The sequence below is a fragment of the Candidatus Villigracilis vicinus genome (assembly GCF_016702885.1).
Taxonomy (GTDB): domain Bacteria; phylum Chloroflexota; class Anaerolineae; order Anaerolineales; family Villigracilaceae; genus Villigracilis; species Villigracilis vicinus.
The window spans coordinates 17,506-34,544 of record NZ_JADJDD010000004.1; the positions used below are offsets into that span (position 1 = coordinate 17,506).

The window sequence follows — 17,039 nt, forward strand, 5'->3', positions numbered from 1 at the left end:
TGAAGCAGAGTTCTTAAACTGGCTCAAGCGATGGACGATAGACCATGTCTATCGTCCATCGGCTATGGTCGTTAACTCGCGTCTTTGATGAACTTGCTCAAGTCTTTCTTCATTTGTTTGAGCGAAGGCATGTGGACGTACATCATGTGACCGGCTTCGTAATAGCCCATGCTGATGTTGCCCCGCAGAGATTCATCGAGGGCGAGGTGGTTGAATGTGTATTCGGTGGCAAAGTAAGGTGTGCCGAGGTCGTAATAGCCGTTGGCGACAAAGACCTTGAGGTATTTGTTGAAGGTCATTGCGGCGCGTAATGTTTCAGCGACGTTGACGTATTGGTTCTCAAAATAGCTGTATGACCATTGACGCCAGACTTTATCGCTCAAAATTTCGTACGTGGTATCGGTTTCGAATTTGAGTTCGGTGCGGATGTAGTCGTTGAATGCGGCAGTGTATGGACCGTTGACCTGCGCAAAAAGCGGATCATATTCAGGAGTTTCGGTCACACCGAGGCGGTCAATGCCGGTGTAGCGACTGTCGAGGCGACCGACAGTTTTGCCTTGGTCGCGTAGAAGTTCCTTGAAGAAGTGGAAGGTATGAATGCGCAAGTTGCCGCGTTCAATAAACTCAACAGAAATGCCAGTGAGGCGGGCAAGTTTCTCCGCAACCTTTCTTCTTTCTTCTTTCGTGAGCGCCCCATCCTTCATCAGAGCAGTCGCATATTCACCCAAAGCAAACTCTTCCGATTCTTTGAGCCAAGTCTTGAGGGGTTTCTTTTTATCGAGCTTGCCATGATACCAAGCCGTGGCGGTATAACCCGGCACAAAGAGAATGTAAGGCAGGTCATTGTTGAGGTTGAAATCAAGGGTAGTGAAATCGAGCACGGCTGAGATGAGCATCAGTCCATTCAACAACATGCCGTGGCGGTCTGCCAAATAGCCAGAGAGTCCTGCCGCACGGGTGGTGCCATAGGACTCGCCCGCGAGGAATTTTGGCGAGAGCCAGCGATTGTAGCGCGTGGTGTAGAGCCGAATGAAATCACCCACCGAGGCGATGTCTTTGTGGAAGGTATGAAAATCTTTCGACTTCTCGCCTTCCACCGGGCGGCTGAAGCCCGTGCTCATCGGGTCAATGAAAACCAGGTCGGTTTCATCGAGCACAGAGAATTCATTGTCCGTTAATTTGAATGGAGGTTTGGGCATTTCGCCTTCGTTCGTCATCACCACGCGGCGCGGACCGAGCACTCCGAGATGCAGCCACACCGATGACGAACCGGGTCCGCCATTGAATGAGAAAGTGATCGGGCGTTTAGCTTTATCGCGCACACCGTCGAGTGTATATGCAGTGAAGAATATCTGCGCGCGCGGCTTTTCGACCTCGTTGTCTTTTTCAGTCACCTCTTCTTTCAAAACCATCGTTCCGGTCGTCACGGTGTACTTGAGCGATTTGCCGCCGATCTTTACGGAATGTTTGGTAGTGACGATATTATCCTTGGGTGTGGATTTTTCGTCTTTCTTCTCTTCGTCTTTCTTTTTATCTTCAGCCATTTTTATCTCCTGCAAAAATAGGTGTATTAGGGGTGTGATGAGTTTCTTGCCGTGGGGCGAATATAGCATACAACAAGGCGATTTCCATGATAATCGTAAAAGGAACGCAGATCAGATTGAGCGTTGTGTACATACTGCCAATGTTCGTAGTGGATAGTCCCTGGTCTTGCATGTAGATCGGCAGAATTATATAGAACTGACTGCCAATCCTTATCAACAATCCCAGTCCAAAATATATCGCCGCTGCAAGAAAAATTTTAGGGTGTTCTTTTCTTCGTGAAATAGAAAGCCAAAGCCCGGCAACATGAAGCAGAATATTGGGGATTTGCGGTAAAAGATTTGGGATAAGCGCAGTTAAGTATTCCATGGCTGACCTTTACTATGGTTTTGTATGTAGATATTGGCTATTAATCCTTCAATGTCGCTTAAGAGAAACTTCATTGTGAAGACTGCCAAGAGTTCAAATGGTTTTAGTAGTAGGTACGATACATCTGCCAGAAACGGATTGTGGATGTGTGCCGCTAGTTGTTTGCCGACAACATCATAAATCTTCCGCATCATTCTATGACCTGTGCCGGATACACCCATCAAAGCGATTTCCGCCGCCTTGAGCCTCTGCAACTGACGATTGACCCGCATGGATGTTCCGTTCGCCAATGTCACCTCCTGCGAGCCAACGAAACGTGGATGTCCATTCGCGGCGGCGGTGGCGATGTAGCAATTGGGCGGTTCGGTGGGCAGGGCGTTATAAAGCTCGAACATTTTCAAGATGTTGAATCGCAAGGCAAAGGCATAGGCTGAAATCCAGGCGAAGATGCCAAATCCCTTTGCAAAAGAAAACTTGGTTTCGTAATGTTTCCAAAGCCAACGAGAAGCTTGAAAGGCAATAAGGAAAGACCAGAAGGGCGAAGCGATGCCAAAGATCGCTAGCACGAAGAAAAATCCCCACAGCACCAGGGCTAAGATGATCAATGGAATGATGATCATAGCAAGCCGATATTTTTCGAACAATTTATCCCATTGAGGTCTCAACCAAGAGTACAACTTGGGCAGGATAAGAGGTGCAGAATACGCAAGGAGAACTGCTAAAACAACAGGGGATGGGCTAAATGTAGTGATGAACGATAAAATGCTGTATTGCAGAGCAAGGAATGTGCCGCCATAGATGCCAAGGCGGATGATCATAGAATCAGCAAATTGCTCGCTATCCCACAACAGCAAGAGATAACTCAGGACAGCGTATAAAAGCAACGGGAAGAAAACCCAAGAAGCTTCTGGCAAAAGGAAGAGATAGAGATACGATGTAAACCTACCATCCTGCCATTCGGGTTTCATAAGTTCAATCAGCGAGAAGTTGAAGATCGGGGCAGCAATAACAATGAAACCATATAAAAATTTCTGAACAGTCGAAAGGGGAAGGGTTGGGGGTTGAGGTTCTTGGAGTTCTTCGTTCATAAGACCTATGCTTTCTTTGGAAATAAGGTTGTTGCCCGTTCTGCCATGGCAGTGATGGTCAGGCTGGGATTAACGCCCACATTTGCAGGGATCGCGGAACCGTCCATGACGTATAACCCGGCGTGACCAAAGACTTCGTGATTCGCATCGATCACACCGTGAGCATGGTCCTGCCCGATCGGGCAACCGCCGAGGATGTGCGCCGTGACAGACATGTTCAAGGCGCTTTCCAACAGCGAGTTGTGCGGCACGCCGCCAGAGACCTTGGCAAACGCCCGCGCCGCGTCATTGGCTTCTTGAATGAACGCAGGGGCAGATTTCCCCGAAGCCGTGGCAGACTTCAATCCCTTTTTGAAGAGACCGCTCCAGGTGAATGCCATTTGATTATCTGCATTCTGCATGATGGAGAGCAGTGTGATGCGCTTGTGCCAATCCTTGAAGACACGCATCGAGGCGGTCGAGTTGAGCGGACGCAGGATGAATTGCGCCAGTACTTTCAACGTCCGTAAGAGCGGTTTGGTTCCATCCACTAGCGGACCGGAATATAGCTTCATGAACCAGTAACTGGCGGGCAGACGGTTTTGGGTGACGTGCGTCCGCTCGTTGGCGTGAAAATCAGTGGAAATGGCGGGACCATGGCTCAAGTCCACAGAGGTGTCTTTGGAGAGCACGCCCACGATGGCTTCGGAATTTGTCCGCACACGCTGACCGAGCATGGGTGAGAGATTGGGCAGGGCATGCAACTCGCGGGCACGGAAAAGAATTTCCAGCGTGCCTAAAACTCCGGCAGCCAGAACAACCTTCGGCGCGGAAAGAGGCGGGTACTTCTTTCCGGTGAGCGGGTTGACCATCTGAATCTCATATCCGTTTTCGGTGGCGCGGAGTTCGGTCACCTTGCGTTCGGGCAAAATTTGTGCGCCAAGTTTTTCGGCAAAGAAGAGATAATTTTTATCGAGCGTGTTCTTTGCGCCAGGGGCACAGCCTGCGAGACATGCGCCGCATTCGATGCAGCCGTTTCGTGAGGGGCCGTCGCCGTTGAAGAATGGGTCGGGAGAATTTTCATTCCCAAAATAAATGCCGAGCGGCACGTTGCCGAACGTGTTTTCAACGCCCATCTCGCGGGCGGTGAGTTGAATCAGTTCATCTTGTTTATGGAAGGTGGGGCAGGTGACGCGACCCAGCATGTGGGCGGCGGTTTGATAATGCGGATGAAGTTCTGCCTGCCAGTTGATTCTCATCTGTGCCCAGGCAGGGTCTTGGTAAAACGCCGCCTTCGGCTCAAGCAACACCGCAGCATAGACCAAACTCCCGCCGCCGACTCCTACGCCGCCAACGATGTTGACGTGTTGAAAGAAGCGTTGGGTGAAGAAGCCTTTGAGTCCGAGTTCGGGCATCCAGAAAAGATGGAGTGGTGAACGGTTGGCTTTCTGCATATCTTCGCGGCTCACGCGCCGTCCCTGCTCGATGACGGCGACCTTGTAGCCTTTCTCGCTCAAACGTAATGCAGCGACACTTCCGCCAAACCCCGAACCAATGATGATGACGTCGTAGTCCATTAAAGCCTCACTTACCACGGAGCATACAGTGGGCGCAGAGTTTTATTTATTTCTCTGCGTAATCTGTGGTTTAAGCCTTTTGCAAAATAAATGGAAATGCCAGCCCGCGCAATCCGCGAACGTTGGCGATGGTCATGCCGAGCAAGGTGGATTCGTCGATGCGGCGAATTTCATCCACGACGTGCATCCACGGGAAAGGGTTACCCTTTTGATAGTGCAACGCCAGCCCGCCTCTGTCGTCAATGAAGGATCGGGTTTGCATGAAGCGCATGGGGAAGCGAGTGGAGAAATTTCCATCTTTTGAAATGATGTTGATCGCAGTGCCGTTGTTGAAGAATTCCTTGCCCCACCAGCCGCCGAGTCCGGTGAGGGAGAGGGCGGGGGCGGCAGATGCTCTCAGCCAGGCTGGTCCCACGAACGCGGCATGATATTTCCCGAATATTTCACTTGGGATGGGAATGGATAGCGAGACAAACAAGTCCCTGAATTGCTTCAAGGACATGTGGTTGAGTTCTTCCATCGAATACGACATGGATGGCTCCCTTATTATTTGAGTGAGTTGACCAACGCGTACACTTCTTTTTTATTCCATCCGCTTTGCGTGGCAAGGTCAGCGGAAATTTCCTTGGCAGATTTCCCAGCTTGGAGTTCATTTTGAATTGCAGAACTAAGTTCATCGATGGTCCATCGTTGGCGGTCTACTGTCGGTTTTCCTTCGATAACGAGCGTGAATTCGCCACGTGCTTCTTTACTTTTGAAATACTCAATTGCTCCATGAACATCTCCGCGCCAATATTCTTCGTAGAGTTTGGTCATTTCGCGGGCAACGCAAATGCGGCGGTTGCCAAGCGTAGAGAGAATGTCTTCGAGTGAGTCTGTGATGCGATGTGGGGTTTCGAAAAAGATCAGGGTATAAGGCTGCTCGGCAACTTCAGCTAACCTGGTGCGGCGGTCACTCGCTTTGTGAGGAAGATAGCCGAGGTATAAAAATGAATCCGTGGGTAACCCGGAAACGGTCAGAGCGGCGATGGGTGCGGAGGGACCGGGAATAGGTCGAACGTCGAAGTTGGCGGCGAGGGCGGCTTGAACGAGTTCATAACCTGGGTCGTTGATGGCGGGAGTCCCTGCATCGGAGACGAGAGCTACATCCCCTTGTGAAAGTTTTTCGAGGATGAAATCCTGCTTGGTGAGCTTGTTGTGCTCGAAGTAACTGGTGAGCGAGGTTTCGATGTTGAAATGTTTGAGCAGTGTGCCGGTATGGCGGGTATCTTCGGCGGCAATGAGCTTGGCTTCGCGAAGGATCCGCACTGCACGCGGACTCATATCTTCGAGATTTCCGATCGGGGTGGCGACGAGATAAAGGGTTCCCATGTGAGGATTGTATCAAATAAAAAAATCGGGCTTGCGCCCGATTTTTTAGTTACAACCTTTTAGTTCTACTTCTTGTACTACACACCCTGCCTCTTGTGGCGGCACTGCCACACAACAGGTGTTTTCAGCGTTGAAGGTGGAGTCTGGTGAGCATTGTGCGAGATCGCTATTTGTGAGCTCTGGTTTTTGGCAGACCTGAAGTTCGATAACGGTAAAGCCCGGTCCGGTACATGAGAGGACGTGCTTTCCTTTATTTGTCGCTTCGATCTGACAGGAACCTTCCGCTGTCAATACACTAAACTCGGCGCCCTGCGGAATGGTGAGGTTGACCAGCGGTCTCTTCTGTTTGCAGATATTGTTGGTCACTTTGACTTCAGGAAGAGGGAAGGCGGTATCTGCCGAGCATGCCGGTGCAAAGGAGGCTTCTACAACTTCCAAAGTAGGCGTGGAATTGACTTCGGATGATGTTTCGGCGGGGGTGGCATTCGCCTTATCCGATGCAAAGAGTTGTTTGCCGAGTAAGAAGAAACCAATAACCGAAAGTAATAATACGATGCCGACCGCAACCAGCCCGGTAGTTTGTTTGCGGGATAACTGTGTAGGTTGGGCTTTCAGACGGGTGGTGCCGTTGGTTGTGAAGGTCAGGTCGCCTGTTTTTCCGAAGGCGATCAGGTTCAGGGCTTTTGCCAGCTCAATGGTGTTGGCAAAGCGTTTGTCGCGGTCTTTTGCCATTGCGTTTTTGATGACCGCATCAACATCATCGGGCAGGGTGGGCAGAATTTTTAGAATATCGGGAACAGGCTCGGTGATATGTTTGACCACCACTCCCATGGGAGTGTCGGCACTGTAGGGCTGGTGCCCGGTGAGCATTTGATAGACGATGACACCCAGTCCGTACACATCACTGCGGAGGTCAATATCCAACCCTTGAGCTTGTTCTGGGCTCATGTAGGCAGGGGTTCCGATCACGCCGCTGCCGGTTAAGTTGCTGGAAGATTCGGACAACTTGGCAACACCAAAATCTGAAATGAAAGGTTCGCCGTTCTCATCGAACAGGATGTTATCGGGTTTCAAGTCGCGGTGGATGATGCCCTTGCGATGAGCGTAGGCAAGTCCTTGGGCGATCTTTTCCACGATGCGCGCTGTATCCGCCATGGGGACGCTGCCTTGCGCAATCAGATCCGAAAGGGAGCCGCCGTTCATGAAGCGCATCACGAAATAAGGCTGACCACCTTCATCGCCTACATCGTACACCGGCACAATGGCAGGGTGTTCAAGCGAGGCGATCATTTTGATCTCACGTTCGAATCGCGAACGGAATTGGGGGTCATGCATCATCTCGCGTGGAAGAACCTTGATCGCAACTTCGCGGTCAAAGCTGGGGTCGAAAGCGCGGTAAACGGTCGCCATGCCGCCGCGTCCAAGTTCCGATTTGACTTCGTATCGTCCGATCTTTTCAGGTATTGGCATGGGCGCAAGTATAAACCAGCCAAAACATCGGCGCAAGCAAATTGAGGGTCAACATTAGGTTGTTTGAATAATGTTAATAAAAAAACGGTCACCGTTTTAGAGTGACCGTCTTTTATTGATCTTGTCTACTCCCCAGCCAGTTCGTACTCGGCGGGTTCTTCTTCGACAGCCATGATTGGCTCGTCGGCAGATTTCTTATCGAGGAATTGCAGGGTCTGGGCGACGATCTTGGTAAAGTACCTTGTCTCACCGCTTTCCCGGTCTTCGTATTTGTCGGTTTTCAAACGACCTTCCACAAAGATCAGGCTGCCCTTCTTTAGATATTCCTGGCAGACCTCGCCAAGCCGCCCCCATGCTTCGATGTTAACCCACTCAGTGGTTTCCCGGGTCTCGCCGTTTCTGTCCTTCCAGTGATTGCTCACTGCAAGGCTGAAGTGGCAAACCTTCTTGCCGGTGGGGGTGTACTTGCTTTCCGGGTCTTTGCCCAGACGGCCGATCAACTGAACGCGGTTTAATGCGGGCATGTCGGCTCCTTTTTGGTGTTCGTGGCTTTTAGATGCTGTGTACGTGTCATAACTAGTCTCCTTATTTAATCTAAAAGAATTAGGTTGTATCCCAGCCGGAAGGCCGGGTTTCGAACAGGGTTATACTTGAATTACCCTGCGCTTTCCGTATTGGTCTCCGTGGCAGCAGCAGCGGTTCCTTCAGCAACTACTTTCTTGAGGACGGGCATGCCGGTCTTCATTTCGACCACGTTGTACCCGGCGGGTACGGCATCGAGGGCGCCTTCCTTGACTTCCTTCGCGAAGAAGAACATCTTGCCCTTTGCGTGCAGGTAGTAGGTATTGCCTTTTGAGTTGGTGTATCCGAAAGCCATTGTATTTCTCCTTTTTTCTAAATTCTAGTAAAAGTGTAGAACAAAATTTCTAGCCTGTCAAGTAGTACTTTGTAATATGTATAGACAAATATAAGAGCAACCCGTAAAAGCAATATCATCAATGGGTTGCTCCCTATTTCCCTGGAGTGTGCCATGAATACTGTTTCTTCCCTCTTTGATCTAAGAGCTGCACGCCTCTCTCTCAACGGGACGGTTGGCCTTGTTCCCACAATGGGCTATCTTCACGAGGGGCATTTGTCGCTTGTCTCGCGTGCCAAAGCTGAGAACAAGCATGTTATTGTGACCATCTTCGTCAACCCGACTCAGTTTGGAGCGAATGAAGACCTCTCGAAGTACCCACGCGACCTTGAAAGAGACCTGAGTTTGCTCCGCCCTCTCGGCGTTGACCTGGTTTGGATGCCCACAGCGGAGGTCATGTATCCGTCTGGGTATCAGACTTGGGTGGAGGTGGATGCGTTGACAAGTCCGCTTGAAGGGGCGATGCGCCCGGGGCACTTCCGCGGGGTGACCACGGTGGTGGCGAAACTCTTCAACGCCACCCAGCCGACGAAGGCATATTTCGGTCAAAAGGATGCCCAACAGGCGGCGGTCATTCGGCGCATGGTCACCGACTTGAACTTTCCGCTTGAGATGGTCATCTGCCCAACCACCCGCGAGGCGGATGGGTTGGCGATGTCCAGCCGGAATAAGTATTTGAATGAAGCCGAACGTAAAGCCGCAACGGTCTTGTTTCGTTCGCTGAGTGCGGCGAAGGCGCTCTATGAAGGCGGGGAACGGAATGCGGAGACCCTACGAGAGAAAATGAAGGCGGTACTCGCAACGGAGCCACTGGCGCAGATACAGTACGTTTCCTGTGCCGATTATGATTCTTTGGCAGAGTTGGAGATCATTACCGGCAAGGCGCTGCTATCCATGGCGGTCTTCATGGGCAAGACGCGCCTGATCGATAATTTTGTGCTTGGGTAATAAAGTGTGTAACGGTGAGATACCCCGCCGTTACACACTTTGCCTCTAGGCTACGGACCCCATTTCATGGATTGAACAAATGGCAGCATGGAGATCATCGCCTTTTGACCGTCAGTGTAGAAAAGCTGGGCGGCGCCGCCAAAGTAGATCTGTTCGTTTTGTGCATTGGCTACAATGACGAAACTTCCATCCGGCGCCCACAATGCTTCATTCACAGATGTGAACGTTTCAGGACGCAGGACGGTTCTGCCGGTCACACCGTCGGCTGCGCTGCGGACGAGCTGCAGGGCGGGTCGGTTAACCATGTCGCTAGGGTTGGGGATGCTGGTATAGAAATAATACAACTGTCCATCCGGGGCAATGAAGGGGTTATCGGCAACTTCAGCAGGGTTGGAGTCGAAATCGCCGAGGAAGGCGGTGGTGACGGCGCCTGTGTTCGTATCCACTCGCCAAAGACCGGCGGAGAACATGCCGTAGGTGGGGCTGGCAGCGTAAAGTGACGCCCCGTCGCTGCTGACTGAATAATCGCCGCAGCAGATGATGCCGCGTTGTTCGTTATTCAAACGCACAAGCGCGCCGCCGTTCGGAAAATAAATAGCGGTGGATGCACCTTCATAATAGCCGAGTGTGATAATGAGCTTGCTGCCATCGGCGGAGTACATTTCGGGCCAGTACAACTCTTCAGGCACGATCAGTCCGCTGCCGGCGTCGTGGATGATATTTTCCAACACGCGGTTGGATTGTCCGCTGGCAATGGAGTAAAAGTTCAAGCCTTTGTAACCAAACGCCACAGTTTGTCCGTTGGGAGAAAAGACCGGGCTGGTGATGCGCGTCATGAACTGGTTGATTTCATCCTGTGGACCGGCATCGAAGATCATGCGACGGTTGCTGCCGTCGGCATTGGCGAGAAATAATTGGTGGTTGGTCAGAAAGACAATGCTGCCATCCGTTTGCGAGACATCGTAATCTTCCACGCTGGAAGGCTCAAAGGTTAACTGCGTCAGGGTTTTGCTGTCTCGTTCGAGGCGGAAGACTTGCATGATCTGGGCGGCGTCGTTGGCAAGGTAATACATGGAGCGTGGCAAAACCCCGGGAGTGGCGTCTACAGGCGCGGGTGTGGAGGGAGCCGGGACGGACGTCAGCGCAGAAAGTGTCGCGGCGACCATCGTTTCCACATTGTCGGGTTGTTCTGCTGCAGGCTGTGTCAATGGGTTGGCGCATGCCAGTGCAAGTAGCAGTAGTGCGAACAAAGCAATCGTTCTTTTATTTTTCATGTGAACCTCTTTAAACAAAACAAAGACGTTTATTCAGCCGGAAGGTTCCCTGCTGAGGTACGTCTCTGTCTGCAGCAGCCTGACTTTAAACTTGTTCGAAATGGCTGACCGGTACAACGAAGACTGTGGCGCGTTTTTTATCGCCTTTGGCGGGCAGGGCATTGCGCACAGTTTCGATCACGGCATCCACCTGGGTGTCTTCCACACCGAGCAGCATGGTTACCACGCCGCTGCGTAAAAAACCGCCTGTCGATGCCACCCGCGTCACGCGGAAACTGGCGGCGGTGAACGCCTGGGTAAGGGTATCGGCGTCGTTATCATTCACAATGGCGATGATCATTTTCATGGCGATTTCTCCTCGAGGTTAGATCTGTTCGAAGCGTTCCACTGGTAATGCGAACACCGTTGCGCCGCCCACTGTCACGGGCACGGGGGCGGGCATGGGCATGGGGGAACCTTCCAGCGGCAGGGTCATGTATTCAATGCGTTGTCGGCAGGCTTCGTGCAGGACGGTCAGTGATTCCTGCAATTTATCGGCGGGCAAGCCGACCAGCATGGTGGCATTGCGTCTGCCCAAAAAGCCGCCCGCACTGGAAAGATAGGTCAACGACGCGCCAATCTTTTGCAGGGCTTTTGTAGCGGTATCGAGGTCTTGTTCCTGCACCACTGCCATTAATAATAGATGGGTTGGATGTTCCATAGTTCTGCTCCTTCAATCAAGATTTGATTGAATTGGATTTTTAGGCCTTGCGCTTCTTTCTACGCCCGGGCTTGATTCGGCTTCGACGGTTTTAGCTCTGCTTTGATATTATCATCACTCGGGGGATGCTTCAACCATGAACCTATGAGATATGAAAAAACAGCCACAGAGTTTTGCTTTCTGTGGCTGTTTATATGAACGATTACTTTTAATCTGTTGGGTCAAGCCCATACGCGCGGGCAACTGGTGTGACGATCATGATGCCGGTATCTGGTTTGCTCAAGTCACCGACCAGTTTTTGTGTGACTTCGAGGAGTTTATCGACCATGGCGTCATCATTTGCTACCGTGAAAACGGTGCGATTGAGAGTCTGCGGCGCTTCGTAAAAATCATCTAACGAAGGGATAAGTGGGAGGTCATCGCGCATGCCTTGCTTTTGGCGGAATCTGCCCATGCCTGAGCTGAACAAAACCGTAGCCCCATCCACACCGGCTTTGGTCCACGCTTCCAGAAGTTCTTCCAACAAGTCAGGATCGTGTAGTACAAGAGTAACGAGATACATAAATTAGGATGCCTCCGATGGTTTCTCTTTTTCGATTTGTGAAGCGGGTTTATGTTTCGGGGTTTCCCGAGCAAATAGCCCGCGCAGAAGGGGTGGTGTGATCAATGTGGTTACTACTATCATAACCACAATTGCAGAAAATTCAGCATCGATCACAAGTCCCTGGCGCATACCCACACTGGCAACGATCAGCCCGACTTCGCCGCGTGAGATCATGCCTGCGCCAAGTTGGGTCGCTTCGGTGGTGGTGAGTCCGCCCAGTTTGGCGCCCCAGCCTGAGCCGAGCCATTTGCCAGCGATGGCGACGAGGATGATGGTTAGGGTCATGAGAAATGCATCGGCGTGGAAGTCACGCAGGTTAATGGATAAACCGATATTGACGAAGAATACCGGCACAAATAACCCATACGCCAGAGCATGCACACCGGCTTCAATGCGTTCTTTCTCCGGCGTGCGTGCCAACATCAACCCGGCGAGGAATGCGCCTGTAATGGCTGCCATGCCGCCAAAAGCTTCTGATGCGATTCCATACGCAAGTATGATCACAAGCGAAATGGTCAATAGCCCCTGGCTGATGGGCAAGTGTGCCACGCGGCGAATGATCCATGGCAGTGCCCAAATGCCGAATAAGGCAGATGCCACCAAGAATAGCACCATACGCAGGATGATCAGGAAAACATCGGCGGCGCTGCCTGCATCTCCTTGTAAAGCAAGAAAGACTGAAAGCAGAAGGATGATGAGGATGTCGTCGAACACAGCCGCTCCGAGCAGACTCAAGCCCACGCGGCTGCGCAAGACCTTCATTTCGATCAAGGTTTGAGCGGAGATACTGACACTGGTGGCACCCAAGGTCAGCCCAAGAAAGATCGCGGCAGGTTGCTCAAAGTTAAAGAGCAAGCCTGTACCCCATCCCAATAGCACGGGCCCAACTACTCCCATCAAGCCTGCCAGCGCTGCCACACGTATATTCTTACGCATCTCACCTAGATGTAGTTCCAGACCGGCAAGGAACATCAATAACAACACACCGAGTTCGCCGAGTTTAGCGATGGTCTCAGTCAACTCGTGTTCGATGAACGGCAGGTTGAGAATATTGATGATCGATGGACCCAACAGAATTCCCACCAACAATTCGCCCAGCACCGAAGGCTGACCGAGGCGAATGCTGAGATATCCTGCCATCTTGGCAGAGAGCAGGATCACTGAAAGTAGAAAGGCAAGTTGAAGAAATATACTCATGGTAGATTTTTACTTGGTTTAAGAAAAATTGAAAGCGAATATTATCCAGAACCTTCATAGACATTTCTGGTGCGCATGGAACGAAATGCAGCGACCGTCAGTAAAAGGAATGTAACCGGAACAAAAACTGAAATGAATATGGCGAAGCCTGGCAGCATAGAACTTTCAGCCGCGCGCAGAATGACGTACACCACATAGATGCCATAATACGAAAGCAGCAAACCACCTTCAAAGCGCGAGATGCGGCTGTCGATATAAAAGACAGGCAGGGTCACCAATGCCACGAAGACCATGACAGGCAGGTCGAATTGCATGGCGCGGCTTGCCACCGATATTCCGTTTGGAGCGGCTATGGCACCAATGCCCAACACACCAAGTAGATTGAAGATATTGCTGCCCACTGCATTGCCGACGGCAATATCGCTTTCACCTTTGAGTGCTGCCATCACTGAAGTTGCCACTTCCGGCAGGGATGTTCCCACAGCCACGATGGTTAGACCGATCACCAATTCGCTTACGCCCAAAGATTTGGCGATCTGTGTGGCAGAATCCACCAGCCAATTCGAACCGAGGATGAGCAGGGTCAATCCGATAAGGATGAAAATAAGATTGATACTATTGCTGCGTAAGGTTCTCTTTTCCTTTGGTGCAAATTCCCCGGCATATTCCTTTTGAACCTTCTTGCTTTCCAGACTGCTTTGGCGCAGGGCAAATGTCATATAAATGATCAGACCGATCAAAAGGATGGCGCCATCCTGCCAACTGAGTTTGCCATCGATGGCAAGAACAAATGTTAGCAGGGAGATCCCCAATACGATGGGCGCATCTTTACGGATGAGCTGTTCGGCAATGGCAATGGGGGCGACAATCGCTGTAATACCAAGGATGACCAGAATATTGAAAATATTCGAGCCAAGGACGTTGCCCAAGGTCAAATCACCCTGACCTGACGCAGCAGCTTGAAGAGAGACTGCAATTTCTGGTGACGCAGTTCCTATGGCGACGATGGTCAATCCAATAACGAGCGGCGCAACACCAAATGCCGCCGCGAGTCGTGATGCACCGCGTACTAACAGGTCTGCACCGACGATCAATGTGATGAGTCCAGCAATGAAGAGGAGGATGGTTGTTGTCATGGTATTGTTCTCGTACTTAAATCCCACAATTTATATACCATGAAAAATTTTCATTAAGATTAATTCCCTTATGACAAAAAAGAGACGATTATTTTGAAGACGATTGTCTTCCGCTTTGATCCTTTTATTGCTTCCTATTTAAATATTCCGGCACCTCGATCATGGGTGGGCGTTCGTATTCGGCGATCTGTTCCACATCCAGAAAATATCCCTTGTTATCGTGGCGGATCATTTTCATGGAGCGGTTCACATCTTCCAGCACGGCGCGACCGAAGCGCTTCTCCAATTTGCGGATGACGGTTTGGATGATAGCAAAGGACATTTTGCTCAACGCTTCCAAATGCTGGTTATGGTGGATGCGTTCAAGTAAATCGACCTGGGCAATGGATTCCAAATGGAACTTTTCGAAGATGTCGATCAACAAACCGGTCTCCACGCCGTAGCCTGAATAAAAGGTGACTTGTTCCAAGGCTTTGCGTCTGCCGCCATATTCACCTGAAAGCGGTTGAACCACCCCGGAGAGTTCCGGGTAAAACAAATTCAACAAGGGGCGTGCAGTCAATTCGGTCACACGCCCTCCACCCCCGGCTTGCATCTTTTGCCCGACCTTCAATGGTCTGCGATAAAAGCCTTTTACCAATTGGATGGTTGGGTTAATCAATAACGGACCAATGATGCCATATACAAAACGCGGGTGAATATTGACGATGTCGGTATCGATCCACACAATGATGTCACCCTTGGTGACCAGTAAACTTTTCCATAAGGCTTCGCCTTTGCCGCGGCGCGGCTCCATATTTGGCAATAACTCCTGATGGATATAAACCGGTACGCCTTCTTTCTTTGCGATCTCACGCGTGCGGTCGGTTGAATTTGAATCGATCAACACGATCTCATCCAGCAATGGAAAGCGCTGCATCAATTCTTTTTTCATGGTGCGGATCACCTTGCCAACGGTTTCTTCCTCATTCAGTGCAGGCAAAGCCAAGCTAATGGTCACGCCTTGTTGTTTCTTCAATTCCACCATCTCGCGTAAATTATTGAACTCATCGGCATGGAAGGTGTTCTCACCAAACCATTTATCTACGAGAATTGAGATGGCATCGAAGCTCAACGTTTCATCGAATTTGATGTGCGGCAATGGGCGTCCGCTTTTGACGGCAATTACAGCGCAAGGCGCTTCATGTAAGAGACGGTCAGCTACAACACCGAGCGAAGCAGAACTTGTGATGGGTTGAATGGTGGTGCCCAAAATGACCACATCTGATTTTTTAGCGTAATTCAAAATGACTTGCGCCGCATCTTCTGTGACTTCGAACTTTTTCTGCACTTCGGGAATTTGATACAACACACGCTCCAACGGTTTGAACGGAGCATCGGTTCCGGCTTCGGGGTCTTCGGGTCTGCGGATGTGCAGGGATGTCACCCCATGTGGATGCAACCCCAAGCCCACGCGCACTGCCAACTCAGCATGTGGACCTCCTCTTACTGGAACCAGAACCTGTTTCGGCTTACCGGAAATTTTCCCTCGCACCAGAGCCACGTCGCAGGGCGGACGGGAGAGCACATCACTGGCAGTGACGTGCAAAGCTTTGAGATGTGAATCAAACTCAAGACAAAGCAGATCCGGGTTTTCATCCTGAATCAGGTTTGAAAGTTCTTCCCAGGGTTGATGTGAGACGATCACATGAGTCTTGCTGGTGATGCGTTTGTCTTTGCCGTAAATTCGCAAGGCGCGGCGTACTGCGCGTGCCGCAACTGCGCCGGTGCTGAGCGATTGTCCTTCGGGTACAACGACAACACCCACCAAGGTTATTTCGGCGTCGAATTGACGCGCGGCATCGAGGGCATACAGACCGGGTCCGTCATGGATGAAAGGGACGAGGATGGTATGAATGGGGCAAATTCGGAATGGCGTTGCATTGCAATCTCCTATCTATGGCTCATTGGCTTTATAACAACGGTGCGATGTGTTGACGATAGATGGCTTCCCAACGGAAGGAAGCCCGTGCCCGCATGGCGAGTCGTGCAGACATGGAGTTTTGAAAATAGTCCGCGATCATTTTTGCGACTCTTGCCGGGTCTTCATCGGGGGAGAAGAATTGTGCATCGTTCAAGCCTAATTTTCTGAGCGGTGGAATATCAGCACAAAATGCGGGTAGATGACTGAATGCCGCTTCGATAAGTGGAATGCCGAAGCCTTCTTCACGGCTGGGGAAAAGCAAAGCATCAGACACGCGGTAAAAATCCGCGATGACTTCATCAGGCAAAAAGCCATTGTGTGCCTCCGCAAGAAAATGGACAGAATCTATCAAGCCCAATTGCTTGCGCAGGTTGGTGAGTATTTCAAAATATTTAATGTTGTTTTGCATTGTGCGGTCCCAGCGGACCCGTCACCACCAGTGCAGCCTGTGGAAAATCTTTTTAGAGCCGCCAGAGTCCATAAGGCGAGTTCAATATTCTTGCGGGGTGTGATACGCACAGGCAAAAGCAGAATCGGCGAAGCGTCGAGTACATGCGTTTTATCCAGCAACCTTGGGTGACGTTTCGAGTTTGTAGAACCTGTCCATGTCTACACCGTTGGGGATGACGTGAACTGAGTCGCGGTCAAGCCAGCATCAAGTCTGCGAGTTCTTCACGCCGCAATTGAAACGACGACATGGGTGGTTTTGCCCCAATCTGTTTTGGAGTAAATTCCATGGGGTAGCCTTCGGCCATCTCCGGCAAATAGCGCGGAGTCGTCCACGCGAGGTCGTGATGCCAGAGGATGAGATGACGCGGTAGTTGATTTTCTTGATGCAGTTTATGCAAAGCGGCGGTTAATGCCAGGATTTTGTTGAGCGAGCAGACGTTGTGTGCAATGAGCAC

At 51.0% G+C, this 17,039-nt stretch carries 19 protein-coding genes; 1 reads left to right on the top strand and 18 read right to left on the bottom strand.

The features are described from left to right. Positions 1-71: 71 nt before the first annotated feature. The 9 genes from IPG80_RS04900 to IPG80_RS04940 form a co-directional block, all read right to left on the bottom strand. Positions 72-1,544 carry a peptidase S10 gene (locus IPG80_RS04900; RefSeq protein WP_345103299.1) on the bottom strand — a complete coding sequence of 491 codons (1,473 nt, stop codon included), beginning with the start codon at positions 1,542-1,544 and terminating at the stop codon, positions 72-74. Further along, positions 1,537-1,911 carry a hypothetical protein gene (locus IPG80_RS04905; protein ID WP_345103301.1) on the bottom strand — a complete coding sequence of 125 codons (375 nt, stop codon included), beginning with the start codon at positions 1,909-1,911 and terminating at the stop codon, positions 1,537-1,539. The genes IPG80_RS04900 and IPG80_RS04905 overlap by 8 nt, the downstream gene beginning before the upstream one ends. Beyond that, entirely contained in the window at positions 1,899-2,999 is a 1,101-nt protein-coding gene (locus tag IPG80_RS04910; RefSeq protein ID WP_345103303.1) for a DUF6688 family protein, read from the bottom strand. Before IPG80_RS04910 ends, IPG80_RS04905 begins: the two co-directional genes overlap by 13 nt. A 5-nt stretch (positions 3,000-3,004) precedes the next feature. Further along, the gene (locus IPG80_RS04915) at positions 3,005-4,555 is read right to left on the bottom strand and encodes a GMC oxidoreductase (protein WP_345103305.1); all 1,551 of its coding nucleotides are present in this window, start codon (positions 4,553-4,555) and stop codon (positions 3,005-3,007) included. 70 nt (positions 4,556-4,625) lie between these two features. After that, positions 4,626-5,087, bottom strand: a complete 462-nt coding sequence (locus IPG80_RS04920; RefSeq protein WP_345103307.1) for a hypothetical protein — start codon at positions 5,085-5,087, stop codon at positions 4,626-4,628. Between the two features lie 14 nt (positions 5,088-5,101). Next, the gene (rsmI, locus tag IPG80_RS04925) at positions 5,102-5,926 is read right to left on the bottom strand and encodes a 16S rRNA (cytidine(1402)-2'-O)-methyltransferase (protein ID WP_345103309.1); all 825 of its coding nucleotides are present in this window, start codon (positions 5,924-5,926) and stop codon (positions 5,102-5,104) included. Positions 5,927-5,971: 45 nt separating this feature from the next. After that, the gene (locus tag IPG80_RS04930) at positions 5,972-7,396 is read right to left on the bottom strand and encodes a serine/threonine-protein kinase (RefSeq protein WP_345103311.1); all 1,425 of its coding nucleotides are present in this window, start codon (positions 7,394-7,396) and stop codon (positions 5,972-5,974) included. A 125-nt stretch (positions 7,397-7,521) separates the two neighbouring features. After that, positions 7,522-7,920, bottom strand: coding sequence for a single-stranded DNA-binding protein (gene ssb, locus IPG80_RS04935; protein ID WP_345103313.1), 399 nt, complete (start codon positions 7,918-7,920; stop codon positions 7,522-7,524). A 131-nt stretch (positions 7,921-8,051) separates the two neighbouring features. Next, positions 8,052-8,273, bottom strand: a complete 222-nt coding sequence (locus tag IPG80_RS04940) for a hypothetical protein (protein WP_345103315.1) — start codon at positions 8,271-8,273, stop codon at positions 8,052-8,054. A 153-nt stretch (positions 8,274-8,426) separates the two neighbouring features. Here IPG80_RS04940 and panC point away from each other — a divergent pair, with 153 nt between their 5' ends. Further along, the gene (gene panC, locus IPG80_RS04945) at positions 8,427-9,260 is read left to right on the top strand and encodes a pantoate--beta-alanine ligase (RefSeq protein WP_345103317.1); all 834 of its coding nucleotides are present in this window, start codon (positions 8,427-8,429) and stop codon (positions 9,258-9,260) included. A 50-nt stretch (positions 9,261-9,310) separates the two neighbouring features. On the opposite strand, the gene IPG80_RS04950 is transcribed toward panC, so the two are convergent. From IPG80_RS04950 to IPG80_RS04990, 9 genes are all read right to left on the bottom strand, one after another. Then, a complete protein-coding gene (locus tag IPG80_RS04950; protein WP_345103319.1) occupies positions 9,311-10,534 on the bottom strand; it encodes a hypothetical protein in 1,224 nt (407 codons plus the stop codon). 85 nt (positions 10,535-10,619) lie between these two features. Then, a complete protein-coding gene (locus IPG80_RS04955; RefSeq protein WP_345103321.1) occupies positions 10,620-10,880 on the bottom strand; it encodes a cyclic-di-AMP receptor in 261 nt (86 codons plus the stop codon). An 18-nt stretch (positions 10,881-10,898) separates the two neighbouring features. Continuing rightward, entirely contained in the window at positions 10,899-11,234 is a 336-nt protein-coding gene (locus tag IPG80_RS04960) for a cyclic-di-AMP receptor (protein WP_345103323.1), read from the bottom strand. Between the two features lie 208 nt (positions 11,235-11,442). Further along, entirely contained in the window at positions 11,443-11,796 is a 354-nt protein-coding gene (locus IPG80_RS04965) for a hypothetical protein (protein WP_345103325.1), read from the bottom strand. 3 nt (positions 11,797-11,799) lie between these two features. After that, positions 11,800-13,035: a cation:proton antiporter gene (locus tag IPG80_RS04970; RefSeq protein ID WP_345103327.1), complete on the bottom strand. Its 1,236-nt coding sequence runs from the start codon at positions 13,033-13,035 to the stop codon at positions 11,800-11,802. Between the two features lie 41 nt (positions 13,036-13,076). Next, a complete protein-coding gene (locus IPG80_RS04975; protein WP_345103329.1) occupies positions 13,077-14,171 on the bottom strand; it encodes a calcium/sodium antiporter in 1,095 nt (364 codons plus the stop codon). 124 nt (positions 14,172-14,295) lie between these two features. Further along, the gene (locus IPG80_RS04980) at positions 14,296-16,107 is read right to left on the bottom strand and encodes a glucosyl-3-phosphoglycerate synthase (RefSeq protein WP_345103337.1); all 1,812 of its coding nucleotides are present in this window, start codon (positions 16,105-16,107) and stop codon (positions 14,296-14,298) included. A 16-nt stretch (positions 16,108-16,123) separates the two neighbouring features. Further along, a complete protein-coding gene (locus IPG80_RS04985; protein ID WP_345103331.1) occupies positions 16,124-16,543 on the bottom strand; it encodes a glycosyltransferase in 420 nt (139 codons plus the stop codon). A 235-nt stretch (positions 16,544-16,778) separates the two neighbouring features. Beyond that, positions 16,779-17,039 (bottom strand): hypothetical protein (locus IPG80_RS04990; RefSeq protein WP_345103333.1); only part of this gene is annotated, 261 nt, incomplete at its 5' end.

What these genes read in the sequence shown, in the direction of transcription:
- IPG80_RS04900 (WP_345103299.1), bottom strand. Translation starts at nt 1,544, where the DNA reads ATGGCTGAAGATAAAAAGAAAGACGAAGAGAAGAAAGACGAAAAATCC.
- IPG80_RS04905 (WP_345103301.1), bottom strand. Translation starts at nt 1,911, where the DNA reads ATGGAATACTTAACTGCGCTTATCCCAAATCTTTTACCGCAAATCCCC.
- IPG80_RS04910 (WP_345103303.1), bottom strand. Translation starts at nt 2,999, where the DNA reads ATGAACGAAGAACTCCAAGAACCTCAACCCCCAACCCTTCCCCTTTCG.
- IPG80_RS04915 (WP_345103305.1), bottom strand. Translation starts at nt 4,555, where the DNA reads ATGGACTACGACGTCATCATCATTGGTTCGGGGTTTGGCGGAAGTGTC.
- IPG80_RS04920 (WP_345103307.1), bottom strand. Translation starts at nt 5,087, where the DNA reads ATGTCGTATTCGATGGAAGAACTCAACCACATGTCCTTGAAGCAATTC.
- rsmI (WP_345103309.1), bottom strand. Translation starts at nt 5,926, where the DNA reads ATGGGAACCCTTTATCTCGTCGCCACCCCGATCGGAAATCTCGAAGAT.
- IPG80_RS04930 (WP_345103311.1), bottom strand. Translation starts at nt 7,396, where the DNA reads ATGCCAATACCTGAAAAGATCGGACGATACGAAGTCAAATCGGAACTT.
- ssb (WP_345103313.1), bottom strand. Translation starts at nt 7,920, where the DNA reads ATGCCCGCATTAAACCGCGTTCAGTTGATCGGCCGTCTGGGCAAAGAC.
- IPG80_RS04940 (WP_345103315.1), bottom strand. Translation starts at nt 8,273, where the DNA reads ATGGCTTTCGGATACACCAACTCAAAAGGCAATACCTACTACCTGCAC.
- panC (WP_345103317.1), top strand. Translation starts at nt 8,427, where the DNA reads ATGAATACTGTTTCTTCCCTCTTTGATCTAAGAGCTGCACGCCTCTCT.
- IPG80_RS04950 (WP_345103319.1), bottom strand. Translation starts at nt 10,534, where the DNA reads ATGAAAAATAAAAGAACGATTGCTTTGTTCGCACTACTGCTACTTGCA.
- IPG80_RS04955 (WP_345103321.1), bottom strand. Translation starts at nt 10,880, where the DNA reads ATGAAAATGATCATCGCCATTGTGAATGATAACGACGCCGATACCCTT.
- IPG80_RS04960 (WP_345103323.1), bottom strand. Translation starts at nt 11,234, where the DNA reads ATGGAACATCCAACCCATCTATTATTAATGGCAGTGGTGCAGGAACAA.
- IPG80_RS04965 (WP_345103325.1), bottom strand. Translation starts at nt 11,796, where the DNA reads ATGTATCTCGTTACTCTTGTACTACACGATCCTGACTTGTTGGAAGAA.
- IPG80_RS04970 (WP_345103327.1), bottom strand. Translation starts at nt 13,035, where the DNA reads ATGAGTATATTTCTTCAACTTGCCTTTCTACTTTCAGTGATCCTGCTC.
- IPG80_RS04975 (WP_345103329.1), bottom strand. Translation starts at nt 14,171, where the DNA reads ATGACAACAACCATCCTCCTCTTCATTGCTGGACTCATCACATTGATC.
- IPG80_RS04985 (WP_345103331.1), bottom strand. Translation starts at nt 16,543, where the DNA reads ATGCAAAACAACATTAAATATTTTGAAATACTCACCAACCTGCGCAAG.